At 40.9% G+C, this 16,600-nt stretch carries 4 protein-coding genes; all 4 read right to left on the minus strand.

The features are described 5' to 3' along the window. Positions 1 to 18: 18 nt before the first annotated feature. Positions 19 to 639 carry a hypothetical protein gene (locus ACERCG_RS03760; RefSeq protein WP_373610743.1) on the minus strand — a complete coding sequence of 207 codons (621 nt, stop codon included), beginning with the start codon at positions 637 to 639 and terminating at the stop codon, positions 19 to 21. After that, complete coding sequence (locus ACERCG_RS03765) at positions 629 to 13,045, minus strand: hemagglutinin repeat-containing protein (protein WP_373610744.1); 12,417 nt, start codon at positions 13,043 to 13,045, stop codon at positions 629 to 631. The genes ACERCG_RS03760 and ACERCG_RS03765 overlap by 11 nt, the downstream gene beginning before the upstream one ends. A 45-nt stretch (positions 13,046 to 13,090) precedes the next feature. After that, positions 13,091 to 14,836 carry a ShlB/FhaC/HecB family hemolysin secretion/activation protein gene (locus ACERCG_RS03770; protein WP_373610745.1) on the minus strand — a complete coding sequence of 582 codons (1,746 nt, stop codon included), beginning with the start codon at positions 14,834 to 14,836 and terminating at the stop codon, positions 13,091 to 13,093. A gap of 428 nt (positions 14,837 to 15,264) precedes the next feature. Beyond that, complete coding sequence (potE, locus tag ACERCG_RS03775; RefSeq protein WP_373610746.1) at positions 15,265 to 16,578, minus strand: putrescine-ornithine antiporter; 1,314 nt, start codon at positions 16,576 to 16,578, stop codon at positions 15,265 to 15,267. Positions 16,579 to 16,600: the final 22 nt, after the last annotated feature.

Here is a 16,600-nt window from a genome sequence, read left to right on the forward strand (position 1 = left end):
ACTAAATATCTTATGTATTTAAATATTGGTTAGATGACCACCTAGGTAAATATTTTCATATGTTTTACTTAGAATGTTTATAATTTCTTTCTTATCATATTCATACATATCAATTTTGTCTTCAAATAGATCATTAAATCTATTTTTATGTATGTTTTTTTTACAATGAAACCTTAGCGCATAATGTCCATTTTTAACTATCAATACATAAGAAAAATCAACTGGGGTAACTAAAAAAATACCACTATAATCAGAAACCATAGAGCCAAAAATTCTATTGTAATCTTGAAGATTACTATCTACCTTGGTAATTGCACTTGGCTTAAATTCAAATAAAATACAATTAAAATCCTCATTAGAAAAAACCAAAGGTGAAGAATAAATATATTTAGATGATAATAACAACTCCGCCACATAATTATCCATATTGCTTTCATTTTCATAATCAAATTCCAAGAAATCAAAAAAATGAAAATTCTCCTTTATAAATTTATGATTGTAATCGCCTTCAAAAAGATCAACGAAATTTCTATAAAATAACAAGAAATCATTCACTTCTGTTTTAGATAACATAAAATCTCTTTCTTTTAGCTGAAATTCTGAAGGGAACATATCATACCAAGGCTTATCACTGAGCATAACGCACCTCAATAATTTTTTTGGCATCTGGTCTTTGTAGTTCAATTGTCATAGGACCTGTTTTACTTGGTCTAAATACGGCTTGTTCCCCTGATTCAAATTTTGCCACTCTTCTACCATTAGAATATTCTGTAATTTTGGCTCCTTTTGTTAAATTTAACCAATCAGATTCAATAGAAATTTCTGGTGGTTTTGTAGCATTACGAATACCTTTCCCCGTTGTTGTTTCAACTGTATTAGATAAAAAAAGATTAAATCTGTTTAATGATTCTTTATTAGCACCTTTAAAATCATTCAAAACAACGCCTTTAAATTTTACTTCAGATAACCCGTAGTTTTGAGGTTCGGAAATATTTACCTGACGATCTTTAGCTGAAATCGTACTCGGTACTTCCACACTAAAATCACTCGCTCGTTTACTCAAAGCTCTGATCTGTAATAGTGTCTGCCTTGCATTTGCAAATGTTGGAACACCCATTCCGCTTCCCGAAGGTTGTCTCCCTCCTACATTCGGACCCGCCGTTGATAACGCAATCGCTAAAGGTTCATTTTCTAATTTGTGTTGGATCTGTTCATCAGTTAAACCTTGATCTACCCATGATTTTAGTTGAGCGCTAAAACGTGCCTCTGCCAAACGCTGTTCAGATTTCGCAAAAGTTTCTAAATCGCCACTACGATAAACTACCAGAGTGGCTTCATCTTTTGTTTTAGAATCATATGCTCCTCTTGCTCTAGGCACTAAGGTAGATTGAATAAAATCAATGTCATTTTTACTTAATTCACCCGATTTCGCCAATTCATTAATAATGTCATAAGAACGAGAAATTGCCTTCATTTCAGCATCAATTACTTGTTTTTGACAGTCCGAATTATCTCCACAAGCACGATACTGTTCTGCATATTTATCAATACTTTCAACACCTGCTTTTTCTAGCTTCTCGTTGATTTTTTGTCCCTGTTCGGTGTCAGTTTTTGTGAGGCCTTTTAATTGAGAATAATCAACGAGCAAGTAGTTATTCTCCACCGCCCGTTTCCCAATCTCAGCCCCTGAGATAAAGTCTGCCGTGCTATCCCCAGTCACTCCACCAGCTAACCCAGCCGCAATTTGACTCAGGTTTGCGATGTTTTGTTTTTGGCCGTCCGTCAGATTTTCGGCTTTGTCCGTATTATAAAGGGCTTGCATTAAGTATGGTGCTGCCGCTTCTGCCGTGAACGCTCCCAACGCACCCGCTGCAGCATTGTTACCCGTGATATGGGCTTCCACTGCTCCTAACACAGCGTGTGCGATTAAATTGGCTTCGGTGTTATCACCTGTTTGCTCTTTAATCAGCTTATTCGCATAAGGGGAGAGCAGCCCGACTGCCGCTTGGTTGGCATTACCTGTTGCTAAGCCTTGTAGTGCCGCTGTCGCTGCACGAATGCCCATTTGTAGATTGCTGCCTAAGCCGTATTCTGCCTCAATCGCTTGGGCTTCTGCTTTCAGTTGAGCCGATTTCAGTGGGTCGGATTTTTCGAGCTGCTCCGCTTCTTGCCGTTTTTTATTGGCTTCTTCTAAATGCGGTTGCACTAAGCGGTTTGTCCAAGATTGAGAAAGCTCGCCAATAACTTGTGCCGTTTCCTGTTTTTCCTGAATTGCAGATAAATCCGCTTTTTCCACCGCTTGATTGGCGTTTGCGGTGTCTCGGTTCAGGCTTGCTATTGTCTCTTCGGCGGTTTTGCCGGTTTTCTGTTTTTGGGTTTCACTATCGGTAATCGTGAGATTGATGTTATCGCTTATCGCTGCTTTCGTGTGGCTGCGTTCGCTTTCACGCATATTACCTAAGGCACTTAATGCCGCACCCACCGCTGAGCTTGCCATTTTGGACATCTCTGTGCTTAGCCCTGCACTGATGGCACTTACTTTCACATCACTACGGTTTTCTAAGTTTTCAGTAGTCAGCGTGCCTGTCTTCATTTGGTGATTTGCTTTGTCACCTTGGGCGTGGATAATACCACCCTTGATATGCGTGTTTTCTTCCACGTTAATCTTAGAGCTTTCTTGAATGTTAAAGCCCGATTGTTGAGCAACTTGAGCGTAGTCCACTTTCGCTTTGTTTTGGCTAAATTGTGCTGATGCACTGCCACCGCTTCCCCAAGCAAAGGAGGCACTTACCCCACCTTGGGTCTGTTTGCTGTCATATTTTTCTGTGTCTTGTACACTTTCAATATGCAGATTTTTGGTATCAAGTTCTAAATGGTTGATATTCGCCACCGCACCTTTGAGAGTAGTCGTCTCTTTAGCTTTGATTTTTAGGCTGTCGCTGTTAATCTCAGTCAGGTTTTGCACCTTGGAATCACTGTTAGAATGCCCTTTGCCGACATTTACTGCACCTTCCACGCCAAAGCCGGTAGAGCCTTGCGATTTACCCATAAACACGCCCAAACTCCAACTGCTGCTTTTGTTGTCGCTTCGGTTGGTTTGAGTGTCTGTTGTGCTAAGCAGATTCACATTGTCACCTTCTAGCTCGGTATGGGTGGCATTGATTTTTGAACCCTCAATGGTGGTGTCGCCATCCGTTGCTCGCACAATCACTTTCGCCGCCTCCAGTTCACTGCCTTTGTGTGTGGTTTGCTGGCTGTGGCTGGTCGATACAGATTTGCTTGAGCCAATACTTGCTGAAAGTTTAGCATCGCTATTCGCCAGTTTATCTGAAAGATTGTCTGTCGAGTTCAAGGCATCAATCACTTTTGCCGCTTTTTGTGCCGTCTCATAAGCTTCATTCGCCGCTTTCACTTTCAGTAATTGGCTTAAACGCTCATCTTTTACTTCCCCTGAACGACTTAGTGCCTGTTTTGTCGCCATCACCCCGTCCGTTACCGCTGAGCTAAATCCAACTGTCAAGCCCGATTGTTTCTGTTCGTACCGTTCTGTTGAACTCAGTTCGTCTCGGCTCGACCCAATATAGGTTGATTTGCCTTCCACTAAAATCTGCTTATCTAGCTCTTTCGAAACAATTAAATCTGTACCTGAAATATGGGCGTGATTACCCGCCTTCACCGTAATATTGCCTGAAAGACTTCCTAACGTACTGCGAGCTTGGCTTTGCGTCCAACCTTCCTGTTCGCTTTCGTGGGTTTCTGATTTTTTACCAAAGGTAATGCCAATGCCTCCACCTGAGAATACGCCAGACTTCGATTTTTGCTCAAAATGCGTCTCTTTAAAGTAGTTGGTATCGGCAGAAATCGTAACGTTATTCCCCGCTTGTAGCTGTAAATCATTATCCGCTATGGCTTGCAAGTTTTGGGCGGTTAGGTCATTGCCAGCAGACACAAGAATATTTTCACCACCTAATTTGGTGCCAACTTGAGTTCTGCGTTGAGCCGTATCTAAGCTCGTTTTCTTCGAACTACCCAACGCCCCACCGCTTTTCGTATGGTGGTACTCGACATAATCACTTGAGGTACTGGCTGAACCTAACACCACATCATTTTCCGCTAACAAGGCTAAACGTTGCTTCGACTCTAACGCTGCCCCTTCGCTATAAATATCTTTCGCCGAAAGCACTACATCACCCTTGCCTTGCACTCGGCTGATTTCAACCCCTTGCACGGCTTCATTACGGTAGTGGTTGCCACCGCCCATTTTCTCATCAAAACCCACCTGTAAAGCGGTCAGATTTAACTGATTTTTTGCAGATAAATATGTCTGACCTTGACCGTCATTAATAATATCCGCCCCTGCAAGATTGATGTTATTCGCTTGGATTTGTAACGACCCGTTCTCACCTTTAACGTGCAGTAAGCCTTTGCGACCCACAGTCGTGTCGGTGCGTTGGTAGCCTCGCTCATTCACCGATGTCGTGTGCGTTTGACTTGTGTGCTTAAAGTTACCAGCTACGTTAAGTAATATCGCTCGGTCGGCTTCAATCGTCCCGCCAAGATTCTCCATATCTCCTTGCACATCACCCACTATCGCACCACCACTGATATTACCGCTGTTACGAATGCTATCACTGTCAAACTGCACCAGTTCTCTACCTGCTACTGTGCCACTATTAATAAAATCGCCGCCTTTGTGAATCACCTTGTTACCCGAAAGCAACGCACCATTGCCTATAATGTCGCCTTTTTTGGCTAAGGCATACACTTTCGGCACGAGCACATTTTCCACTTTGCCGTTCGGTAAGGTGACACTTTCACTTTCCAACCATACAATATCCGTTGTCAGCTGTGCCACTTGGCTTGGTGAAAGGCTAATTCCAGGGCGTAAATTGAATTTTTGGGCAAATGTTACTCCTGCTTCCATTAAGCCACGGTATTGAGAGTCAAAGTCTGTGTAGTTGCCCACGAATTGTCTACCGGTTAAGCGGTTAATCTGCTCACGGATTAAACGTTGCTCGTAAAAACCATCACCTAACCGTTTTTGGGTTTGGTTTGGCTCGTAACGGAGAGCATTAAACATATAATCAGAACTTAACCACCGTTTTTGATTAGTGAAATCAGGGTCGGTTTCAATGAGTACCTGACTATTCGGGCTTGCATTCACCCGATACAGCACATTCCGAGGAATCACTAAATTCGGCTGAATACTACGAACTTCTTGGTGCTTGTTGAGTGCAATACGTTCAAGCGTGCGAGGTTCTTGAGATACCCTAGATTGTGTACTCAATGAATTTAATGTGGTATCACCTAAAGCTCGGAAAGCCTCTAATTGACCATCAGCGGTTTGCAATTCAACCTGCTGCCCTTTACCCGACCATACATCTAAAGTATCAACTTGGCGAGCATTACCACTTAGCGGTGTAAAATGAGCTGAACCTTCACCATTTAATGCACCAAGCCCAACACCATCTGTTGAAGAGAGTGCCTTATTGTTCACACTCACATTACTCAGTGAAAGCTGGTGTTTAGTTTCTTCCTTGAGCTTGTCTGATGTTTGTTTATTTGCCGTATAATTCGCATTTTCTTCCACTCGGAAAATCTGCATATCAAATGGCGTTTCGATAATGCGGGTGTAGTCTCCGCTATTTTCCCACTTGCGTTGGAAGTAACGTTTAAAACCACCTCGCCATTTATCGAAAGTAAAGACTTTATCGCCCGTATCGGTAACGCGGTGTAAACCCTCTTCATCTTCATTTTTAATTTTATTTTCGAGCAACATATCTTGACCGGCAATCACCACACTGCGATTATTCACAAAAGATTGGCTATTGGCTTCTAAATTTCCGCCAGCAATAATTTGCCCAGCAACAGTCGTCAAAACTTTGCTTTCGTCTTCACGGCGATTTTTAAGGGTTATCTGCCAAAAATCACGAAAATACTGCTGCCCCAAAGCTTTACTTAAATTTTGGTTATGTTCTTCAATTTTTTTATCTACCATATCAAGAATAGCTTCATTCTCTTCCACCCAATCGTTATAAGGTTTGATACGGTTTTGGTAATAATCCCATTTTTTCTGTGCTTTGGTATAAGTCGATAAAGCTTGCTGATAGCTATCCATTCTTACTTGGAAATCTGCTTCGCTCTCATTTTCCAAACGTACCGGTTTTTCCGGTGCTACGCCTGGCTCTTCCGGTACGTTGAAAATATCTAATTCATTGGTTTTAGGAGCAAGACTAAACCAATCTTCTTCTTTGTAACCTTGTGAAGCAAGCTCATCAAAAGAGAAAGTCGGTGAAGGTCTACTTGGCGCAGAAACACCGGCATATGTCCAGATTGGGCTATCAAGCCCATAGTTTCCGGCAGGAATATAGGTGCAATTTTTTGCTCCATCAGAATAGGAATCGCAACGCATTTGGTTACGACTTGCTAATAACATATCCGGACGAATCGTCTCGCCAGCACTTAAAACTGCAGGTTCTATATTATTGAGGTTATAAACCAATTGCCCTGCACGACTCCAACCTGCCCAGCGGAGTAGCTCCATTGGGATATGTTTATATTCTGAGGAAATTTTTGAAAAATCCTCTCCTTTGTCATTCTTATAATAAGTCGGTAAATTACCTCGGCTGTCTCGGTGCATTGGAATGATATAGGTTTCATTCAGTGGGTTTTCCGAAACTTTCGTAATCTCAGTTACCTTTTCACCGTTTTTAACGTGTGCTACCGTAAAATGCGTATTATTGTTATAAACCTTATCCACCCCAAAACGAATACGGCTTTCAGATTCAATCACACTACTATTATTACGTAATACTTCGGCTTTCCCTTCTGCTTGATGATGCCCATTTAAGAGGCGACCAAAGCTCATATCGCCCACACTGAAAAGAGTTGCCCCCACTTGGTTATCCGAAAGGTAATAGCCGGTGTTATTCTCAATTTCTCGTGCGCCAATATCTAAACGTCCACGCGCAGCCACCACCGCAGAGAGAATCTCGCCGTTGCCGTAATCTTTATCGCTGTTTTCAAATTTATCTGCCTGCAGGGCAATATCATCACCATAAATTCGACCTTTGCCTGTGTTGGTTAAACGCCCGCCTACTTTAATCACGGTCTGAGCATTGTCATCAACACTCACACTGTTAATTAACCCCTCATTGGTTAAATCACCTTTTGCGGTAATCTGCGTGTTAGCACTGCTGATTCGCCCATTTTCACCATTGGCGATCTGATTTGCATTTAAACTTACACTCTCATCGGCATAAAGATGATGTTGATTCGTTAGATTTCCTACAATGCTAATCGCCAGTGAACGGTTGGCATTGATATGGCTTCCAGTCACAAAATCCTTTTTCTGAGTAATGCTAATATCACCACCTTCAATATGGCCATTAGTGGTAACTTCATCAGCCAAAATCGTCAATGCATTTTTTGCTTGTAACCGCCCTTGTTGGTTGTTTATCTGTAATGCATTACCTTTAATTGCAATATCGCCCTTGCCAGTCACCTCACCTTGTTGGTTATTTAAGCTATCTTGGATCTGCAAATTACTTTGCTGGCGACTATGTATTTTCCCTTGCTGGTTATCCACAATCTGTGCTGAAAGCGTAAGAGCTGTAGCTAAAATGCCCTGCGTCATATTTTCACTTTCAGACTTTGTATCACGGTTATTGAGTATTGCTGTATTAATATTTAATACATTGCCACTTTCAATAAACGAACCTGATTTGCTAACCTTCTGATTATTAATGTCGCGATTAACATTGAGAGTCAGTGTATCTTTGGTGCGAATCTCACCGCCACGGTTATCTATTTGATTAGCCTGAATCGCCATTTCGCCTAAACCGTGAATTTTGCCAAGGTGCCGGTTATCCAGTAATCCATTCACCTGAACATTACCTCGGTTTTCCGCATAGAGCGTCCCTTGTTGATTGGTGAGGGAGTCACTTTTAATTGACAGAGCCTCTTTGCTAATCACTCTGCCCTTGGAATTATCAAGGGCTTGCTTAATATTGAGGCGAAGCAACTCTTGCTCGTTGTACACAACACCTTGTTGATTGTTTAGAGCGTTTGCTTCAATAGTCGCTTGCTGTTTCGCAGTAATATGACCAAGAGTATTATCTAGTGTTGATAACACAGAAAGTGATAGGCTACCTTCCGTTGCACGAATATTCCCTTCTCGGTTATTGACTTCATTCGCTTTTAGACTGAGTTGATCTTTGGCTTTCACTTGCCCTTTTTCATTATTTAAGTCACCTCGCAATTGAACTGAAAGCTTTTCCGTACCTTGCAATAAACCTGCTTGGTTATCTATGTTTTGAGCTGAGATTGCTGTTGAGAGGCTACTGATTCTCCCTGCAACATTGTGGATATTCTCGTTTACCGTCACGGTTTGTGAATCAAGGGAAGCCAACACACCCGAATCATTTTGAAGAGATTGCGAGATTAAGTTTTGTGCTTGCTGACTTAATAAGTAACCCTGTTGATTGAACAGTTGCTGTGTTGTTAAAGCCAATTTGCCCAGTGAAATAATCCCTTTATTCTGTTCAGTAACTTTAGTTTGTTGGTTATTTAAGTTACCTTGATGGGTATTGATAAGCATATCTTGACGACTTTGTATCAAGCCTTGTTGATTATCCAACTCGCCGCTTTGAATCACCAAATTCGCACCCGCACTTAATTTGCCTTGTTGATTAGTAAGGCTTTGTTGGTTGGTGTTAATCTCAAGCTTGCCTTGCTCTGCGACTAATGCAGCATTATTGTTATTGAGCTGACCACTATGAATAGCGGTATGTTGTTTCGCAATGATTTCACTTTGCTGATTATCTAATTGACCTGCCGAGATCATTGTAATGTTGTTACCAGTTACTTGGCTGCGATTTTTTGAGAAAATCTGACCGCTTGCGGTGATATTCAGTAATTCATCAGCTTGAATCGTTCCTTTTTGCTGATAAAGATTGGCGAGATTTGCCGTTATATTTTTCGCATCTATAATCCCATTGTCATTATGAACCGTACCTGCTGTTAAATGTAAGTTATCACGGGAGGTTATCACGCCTTTTTGGTTAGAAAGCGTAGCAGAACGCAATTGAATATCAGCACCTTGAACTGATTGAATATGACCTTGTTCATTGTTTAGATCAGCTGAAATAATCGACAACGCCTGTTGGCTAATAATGTTACCCAAGTTGTTATGCAGGCGTTGCTCGTGAGTATTTAAGGTAAGATTCGCAATACCTTGTATTAAACCCTGCTGATTTTCTAAAGTACCACTTTCCACATACAGGTTTTTACCTGCAACGACTTTACCTTCTAAGTTATTGATCTGATGTTTTTGCGAATCAAGAATTAAATTTCCTTTTTCCGCTAATAGCACCCCTTGTTGGTTCTTTATATTTTGGCTAGCGATCGTTAGATCTTGTGTTGCTGAGATTTCACTCTTCGTATTCGCTAAATTACGTTGAACAGACAATGTAGCGTTATCGGCTGCAATAACACTTTTTTCCGTCGATAGGATCGCCCCTGCATTGATGGTTAATGTACCTGCACCAATTTGACCTGCGGTTTGTTTCAACATCTCTGTGACCGTTAAGGTGACATTTTGTGCACCTGAAATTACCCCATTACTGTTCTCAAGGTGTTGATTGGTTAGGGATAAATTTTCGTTGCTTTGTAAGCGACCTAAACGATTGATTAATTCCGAACTATTCAATTGAGCGGAGTTGACTGAAATCACGCCCTGAGTATTATCTAGTTTACCTGAATCCACCGTTAAATTGCCAAGGGCTAAAATCCCTTGATATTGACCTTGTGTTTGTCGGTTGCTTAATGTTTTTCCATCAGTATTAATCGTGATATTTTGCTCGCTATAAAGCAAACCAGCCTGATTTTGTAATCTTCCTGAATTTATCCCAAGGTTACCTTTAGATGTTATTTGCCCTTGAGTATTATTCAACTGCTGTTGCAGGGTATCAATAGTGATATGACCACTCACACTGTTGATTACCCCCAGTAGATTATTTAGCTCCTGGCTGTGAATAGTTAAATTCCCAACAGTATTTAAACGACTTTGCTGATGGTTAAAGTGTTTTGAAACTTGAATCTCAGCACTATCAGCAGAAATTAAGCTCTTATTTTCACTGTTTAAACGCCCTACATTCAAGGTAAGCTGACTTGCTCCTATTTGCCCTGCTTGTTGGGTGAAATGGTTGGCTACGCTAATATTGGCAACAGTTTTTGCCGAAATAATGCCCTTGTCATTTTTTACAGACTGGGCAGCAAGTTCTAATGCCTCATTGGATTTGATTAAACCTTGGGTATTATTTATCGCTGTCGCGTTTAGATTCAGCACATCACGGCTTGCAATATACCCTCGTTGATTCACAACGGCAGCACTATTCACGGTTAATTGACCCAGTGCAATCATTCCTTTCTCTGGCGAAAGGGTATTGCGGTTGGTCAAGGCTTGATAATGCGTATCTAGTACAATATCATCTTCACTGTGAATTGCACCTTCTGTGTTATCCAGCTCACCACTTTGGAGCGTTAATGTCGATTTTGAGCGGATCTTACCTTCGTTATTATTGAGTTTTTGTTGATGTGTATCGATATTAACAGTACTTTGATGGCTACTTATCTCACCTTTTGTATTATCTAGTTCGTGGCTCGAAACTGTTACACTCTGTTTTGCCAGTAGCTTACTCGCCTTATTTGACATACCTTGAGCTACTATATCAAGTTGATTGGCTGAAAAGAGGCTTTGGTGAGTACTTTGTAATGTCGCTGCACTCACGGAAAGATAAGCATCACTCAATATCCTGCCTGATTTTTGAGTAAGATGATGTTGTATAGCCAGTGTCGCATTATCTGTTGAGGAGATAACACCTTGATGGTTTTCAAGGTTGGAAGCCGCTAAACGGAGAGCTTGTTGGGTAGAAATAAAACCTTGTTGATTGTTGAGATCCGCTGTGTTGAGCGTCTGGCTTTTACCACTGATCACTCGCCCCTGTTGGTTAGAAAAATGAGACGATTGAATATCTAACTGCCCCAACGCGACAATGCCTTTATTTTGACTATCAGTCAGTGTTTGTTGATTAGAGAGGCTTTGTCCTTGAGTATTTATCGCCACATTTTGGCTAGACTGAATTAAACCAGCATCATTAATCAGTTTCCCTGAATTGATGAAAATATCTTTCTCCGCCGACAATATTCCCTGTGTAGCATCAATCTTACCACTGTTAGTATTTACCGTCAGCTTACCTTTCACAAGTAAACGCCCTTGTTGGTTATCCATACCTTGAGCATTAACGGTTAAATCCCCCTGGGTTTTAAAAGTACCCCCACTATTTTGTAAGGTATCTGCCACATCAAGTGTTAATTCACCTGTGCCTGTTTGCTCCCATGTTGCCCCTTTTGTATTCAATGAGCGTTGTTTGGTCGTGATTTTTTCCGCTTTTACATCACTGTATTGCGTTTCAAGAGAAGCTGGTGTGGTTAAAGTTAATTCTGTTTTGGCAATTAAGGTTGTATTGTTAGCCTGAATTTTGCCTTGTGAAGCATTGACTTTAACGGCGTCAGCAGAAGTATGACTATGGTCTAAATTAGCTTCCGCACTGCTGACATTGATATTGCCCGAAGCCACATTTTTACCTTGTAAAGTGGCTTTCTTGTTGGTGGTAACACGAATTGATCTACCTTGTGCAGATTGGTTTTCAAGCGTGCGAACTTCCCCTTGTGAGGTATCTTTAACATCCACACCAGCGGCAATCAATGACGAAGGGGTAGCAGTAACGCTTGGAGCCGTGTAGGAGACATTACCTTTTGCTACGGTTTCGCCTTGTTGGGTAATGGATTGCTTTGCTCGTTTCTCAATATTGCCGGCTCGTGCCACAATAGAGCCGTCTTGCTTAATATCAGCGGCAGTATTTAGCGTGATATCGCCCTGTTTATTTTCAATCTTGCCTTTGTTTTCAATCCCTTGACTTGCCGTTAAAGTAACTGGTTTAGCTGCATTAAGTGTGCCGCTATTGACAATTCGCCCTTGGCTATCAATTTTTAGCGTCTCTGCACTCGCCCCAATATGTCCGGCATTTCGCACTCCCACGCCATTTTCTGTACCAATTAAGTGAATTTTGCCGGAGTACATCCCGCCCAACTCGCCCACATCGATTGCCACTTGGGGTTTAGCTTCCCCTGCAAGCGGTTGTTTTGTACTGATAATTTGCAAATTTTTGTCCGTTTCTGACCGCTTGACAGTGTTTTTACCTGTGATGACTTTAGTCTCTTTTTTCGACCAAATTCCTGCATTTACCTCGGCTTCTCGGGCAATGATTTCCGTGTAATCCACGCGGCTGTTGTCTAAGCCTTTACCAGTGACTTTTACTTTACCGGCTTCAACTTTGAAATTATCGACTTGACCGTTTTTGATTTCGGGCTTACCTGTGGTAAAGGTCGCGCGATCAGAATTGATAATCCCACAACCTTCACAATGCAATCCGCTTGGGTTGGCAATAATCACATCGGCTTTTTTACCTGCAACTTCCACATAACCTTTCATCACCGAAGGCTTGTTGGAATTAACTTCGTTTAAAATGACTTTCGCTTCACCTCGGGCAAGATAGGGGTTGCCTTGCACCATACCTGCTTGCTGGGTTTGCGTATTGGTCCGGCTGTTATTGAGAATAGCCCCTTTCTCTGCAATATCAAATTGGCTGTATTTATTGTGAGAAAGCCCTTTATCATTAGGTGTTTGAATATTAACTTGCGGTAATCCATTCGCAGTTTGGAGTACAATCGGCTGCTGATTCTTCGGGGCAGATTTGTCAGCTTGAATAATTAAGGTTTCCGCAAGCACATTATCTGAAAAGGCAACAAAACCCAAAGCACAGAATAGACTAAAGACAAGCGGTCGCATTTTGCAGATTTTTTGCAAAATCTGACCGCTTGATAAAGACTCACTTGATTTACCTTCAGATTTTGCTAATTCAGAAACCACCACTAAACGCTGTAAAGTTTTACTGAAAATCACGCGAAAACATTGTTTGTTCATACTTAATCCTTAAATTTGCCAAATTTGGCTTACCCGAAAAATGAATTAAAAACTGTAGCCGATATTAAAGCCTGCAACAGCATCAGAGGTTCTAAACCCTTCTGGTTTACGCATCGGTCTGCCCATAAATACATCGTAACTAAACCCTTTTACACCACCTCGTAACCCGATTGCCGTTCCCATTAGGTGATGCCCGAGTTGATTTTCCGTAGACCAGCCGGATACTCGACCACCGTCCACTGCCCAATAAAAAGCGTGGTTTGGGCTAAATTGCCAACTTAGCTCGTTTCGCCAGTTCCAGCCACGTTCACCTGAAAGGGAAAGCTCGCCGTCAAAACCTCGCACGGTATAACGCCCACCAATCGAAAAACGGTCTTGGGCAATCAGTGGCGTTTTATTCCATTGAGCATTCACACTAGTTTGCCATTGCCACGATTGTGTTCCCCATTGAAAAGGCTTCGTTAAACTCATACTTGCCGTGATGATTTTAGGGCGAGAAGTGCCTTCGCCAAATAGCTCTTCCGGTGCAGATAACGCACCACGAGCCGCGGTTCCCCGTTTGAAATTTGCGGAAAGTTCAAATGTGGCTGTCGGGAAATATTCTTTATGATTAAATCCGGCTTCCCAACCCGCCATTCGGCGTTTTTGCACCTCAATTTCTGCACCATCAATATAGTTTTGTGATTGACGAGACCAGAGAGAGCCTGAAACAGTCGTTTTACGTTTCGCATCTCGATAGAGTAGATAAGAGAGCGTGAGTTTGTCCGTATCACTTTCACCAGCGTAGATGTAACTGTTATCAAACGCCCCAAAGACTTCTTGATGATATCGGCTTTGATTATGGGAAAAGGCTAAATTCCAGTAACCGAACGGCACGGAATAATAGAGCGTGAAATTTTTACTGGCTCGACGACCACGGTCATCGCCTTTTTGTTTAATTGAGTGTGTGAAAGAGGCATAGAAAAGATCGTTTGCCGAGAAAATATTGTCGATAGAAAGCGTGCCGCTGGCTTGCCATTTTCCTGTTGAAGTCGAGCCAGCATCATCCAGTCCTAAGTTTAGACGAAACGGGAAAGCTTGGTTATAACTGATTTTTAAATCGCTGTCTCCCACTTCCGCTTTATCACTTTCGCTCGGCAAAATTTCAATATTTGCCTCGACGGTTGGCACACGTTTTAAATTTTCAAGGGATTGCTCAATATCTCGGATGTTGAGTAAGTCACCCGAATCAAAGGTTAAAGCCGTAAGAGCATGTAAGCGCGTAAAACGAGGTACATTGCCACTATCCGCTACAATCGTATTACGTACTTTTCCAGGAATGGCAGTTAGTACGAGCTTTCCTGAACGCAAATCTTGCTCTTCCACTACCACCCGAGTAGTTACATAACCCTTGCCGATAATTTCGTTTTGCACTTGCTTCATCAAAATGCCTAAGCCCTCGCCACCGAAACAGTGCGGCAACGTCAAACGGAGCGATTTAGCCGCCTTATCGAACGCCCATTGGAATTGACTTTGTGGGGTAGAAGAACCGTAATCAGTTAGTGTGATTTGATGGATAGGATAGCAGGGTGATTCAGTATGAGAGAGTAAACGTAATTCATAGGAAGATGTATCGAGACGAATATCGGGCTGATTTTGTAATTGTTCGGCTTGTGCCTGTTGGTGCTGTTGCTGGCGCTGTTGTTGAGCAGCATCTATGCCGCTTAATCGAGTATCAAGCGTATTAGCGAAAGCGGTGGTTGCTAGCGCTGAAGAAATGAAGCTTAAAATGAAGGTTTGATGGTATCTCATAAGGTCAATAGAAGCTGTTATTCAGTTTGAAAGAGTGTATAAAATTCCTCACATTTTTGCAAATTTAAGTATAAAATATCAACAAATAAAAGTGTCAAAATAGAGTGTAAAAAACTATGCAAATTGCTGTTTATATTTACAAATTTATTTTTTAAATCTAAATATTTTTAATAACCAATTGATTTAAAAGGTGTTTTTTATTTACATTTTATAGATATATGTAAACAACCGTTTTAATCATTAATCAATTTATAAAGCAAAATCTGATTTGCACGCTAAAAGTTGGAGTAAGCCAACTGATTAAGGTGCAGATTTTATTATATAATTTATATGTCTATAAAATACTATTACAAGGAATTTTATATATAAATAATAAGGACTGTTATGACTAAATCATAACAGTCCTTGACTTAACTATACATCTTATTTTAGTGTGTAGGCTTCATATCAAATTTATAAGATACAAATCCATATAATGTCCATCCAATAAAAGTAACAATAGAGCCATATAGCATAGGTTGTTCACCTGCTGCATAAAGTGCATATAAACTATACAATGAACCTATAAAGGCAACAAAGGTTGTTATTCTTGCTTTATTTTCAGGTACATTCTCTACTTTCTGTAAAACCATTAATGCCGCCATAGATAATAGATATGGAATTACATTGGTTACTACTGCTAGATCTACTAAAATATTAAACTGCTTATTTAAAGAAGGGCTTATAGTCATTAGTGTTAAACCACTTTGAATTACTGTAATTATTACCATACCGATAACTGGAGCTTCTTTGATTGTAACTTTTTTGAAAATTGGTGGAAAATATCCCTCCTCTGCGGAACTTTTAAATACTTGTGCTATCGTAAATTGCCAACCTAATAAAGATCCAAAGCAAGACATTACCATTAATCCCATTACAACTTTACCAGCTGTCTCATTAAACATATGAGCAAATGCTAATCCAAATGGAGCTGTAGAGTTTGCTAAATCTAAATTAGGAACAATACCAGCAATCACGTTGGTTGAAACAATATAAATTACTGCAGCTCCTAATGTTCCCCCTAGCACAGCAATCGGTACGTTTTTCTCTGGATTTTCAACAACATCTGTATTAGCACAAGCAGACTCTAATCCTAAAAATGCCCACAATGTCATCGAGATGGATACACTGATTGCCTCAAATGTAGGAACATTGTGTGGATTCCAAGAACTAATATAAAGATCAGGATCAAACCACTTCCAGCCTATAACACATAGACCTACAACAGGAATAATTACCCCCCAGATAGTAAATGAACTAATATTTCCAGTAATTCTTGCCCCACCGAAATTTAGTACTGTTGCCAGCCATAAGGTAATTGCAGTCCACATAGCAATAGCCACTGGAGATAATGATGCTTCAAAAAGTTCTGAACCATAACCCACAGCCGAAATTGCTATTGCCGTATTAGCAATTAATAGTGATACACCATAAGAATAGTTAGCTAAGAAATTGCCTGCTTTACCAAAGGAGTATTCCGCATAACCGCCCATTCCCCCTGATTTTTTGCTAAACATACCACATTGTGCAAAAGCATATGCTAAAGCGGTAGAACCAACAGCTGTAACTAACCAAGAAACAATAGAAATTGTTCCAATTTCAGCTAATTTAGTTGGTAACATAATAATACCAGAGCCCATCATGTTAACCATTGTAATAATAGTGAGTTGTACAACACCTATTTTATTTGTATTTGTACTCATAATAGTTTCCTCATCGATTTTC

Source organism: Mannheimia sp. E30BD, assembly GCF_041807785.1.
In the GTDB taxonomy this organism is placed as follows: domain Bacteria; phylum Pseudomonadota; class Gammaproteobacteria; order Enterobacterales; family Pasteurellaceae; genus Mannheimia.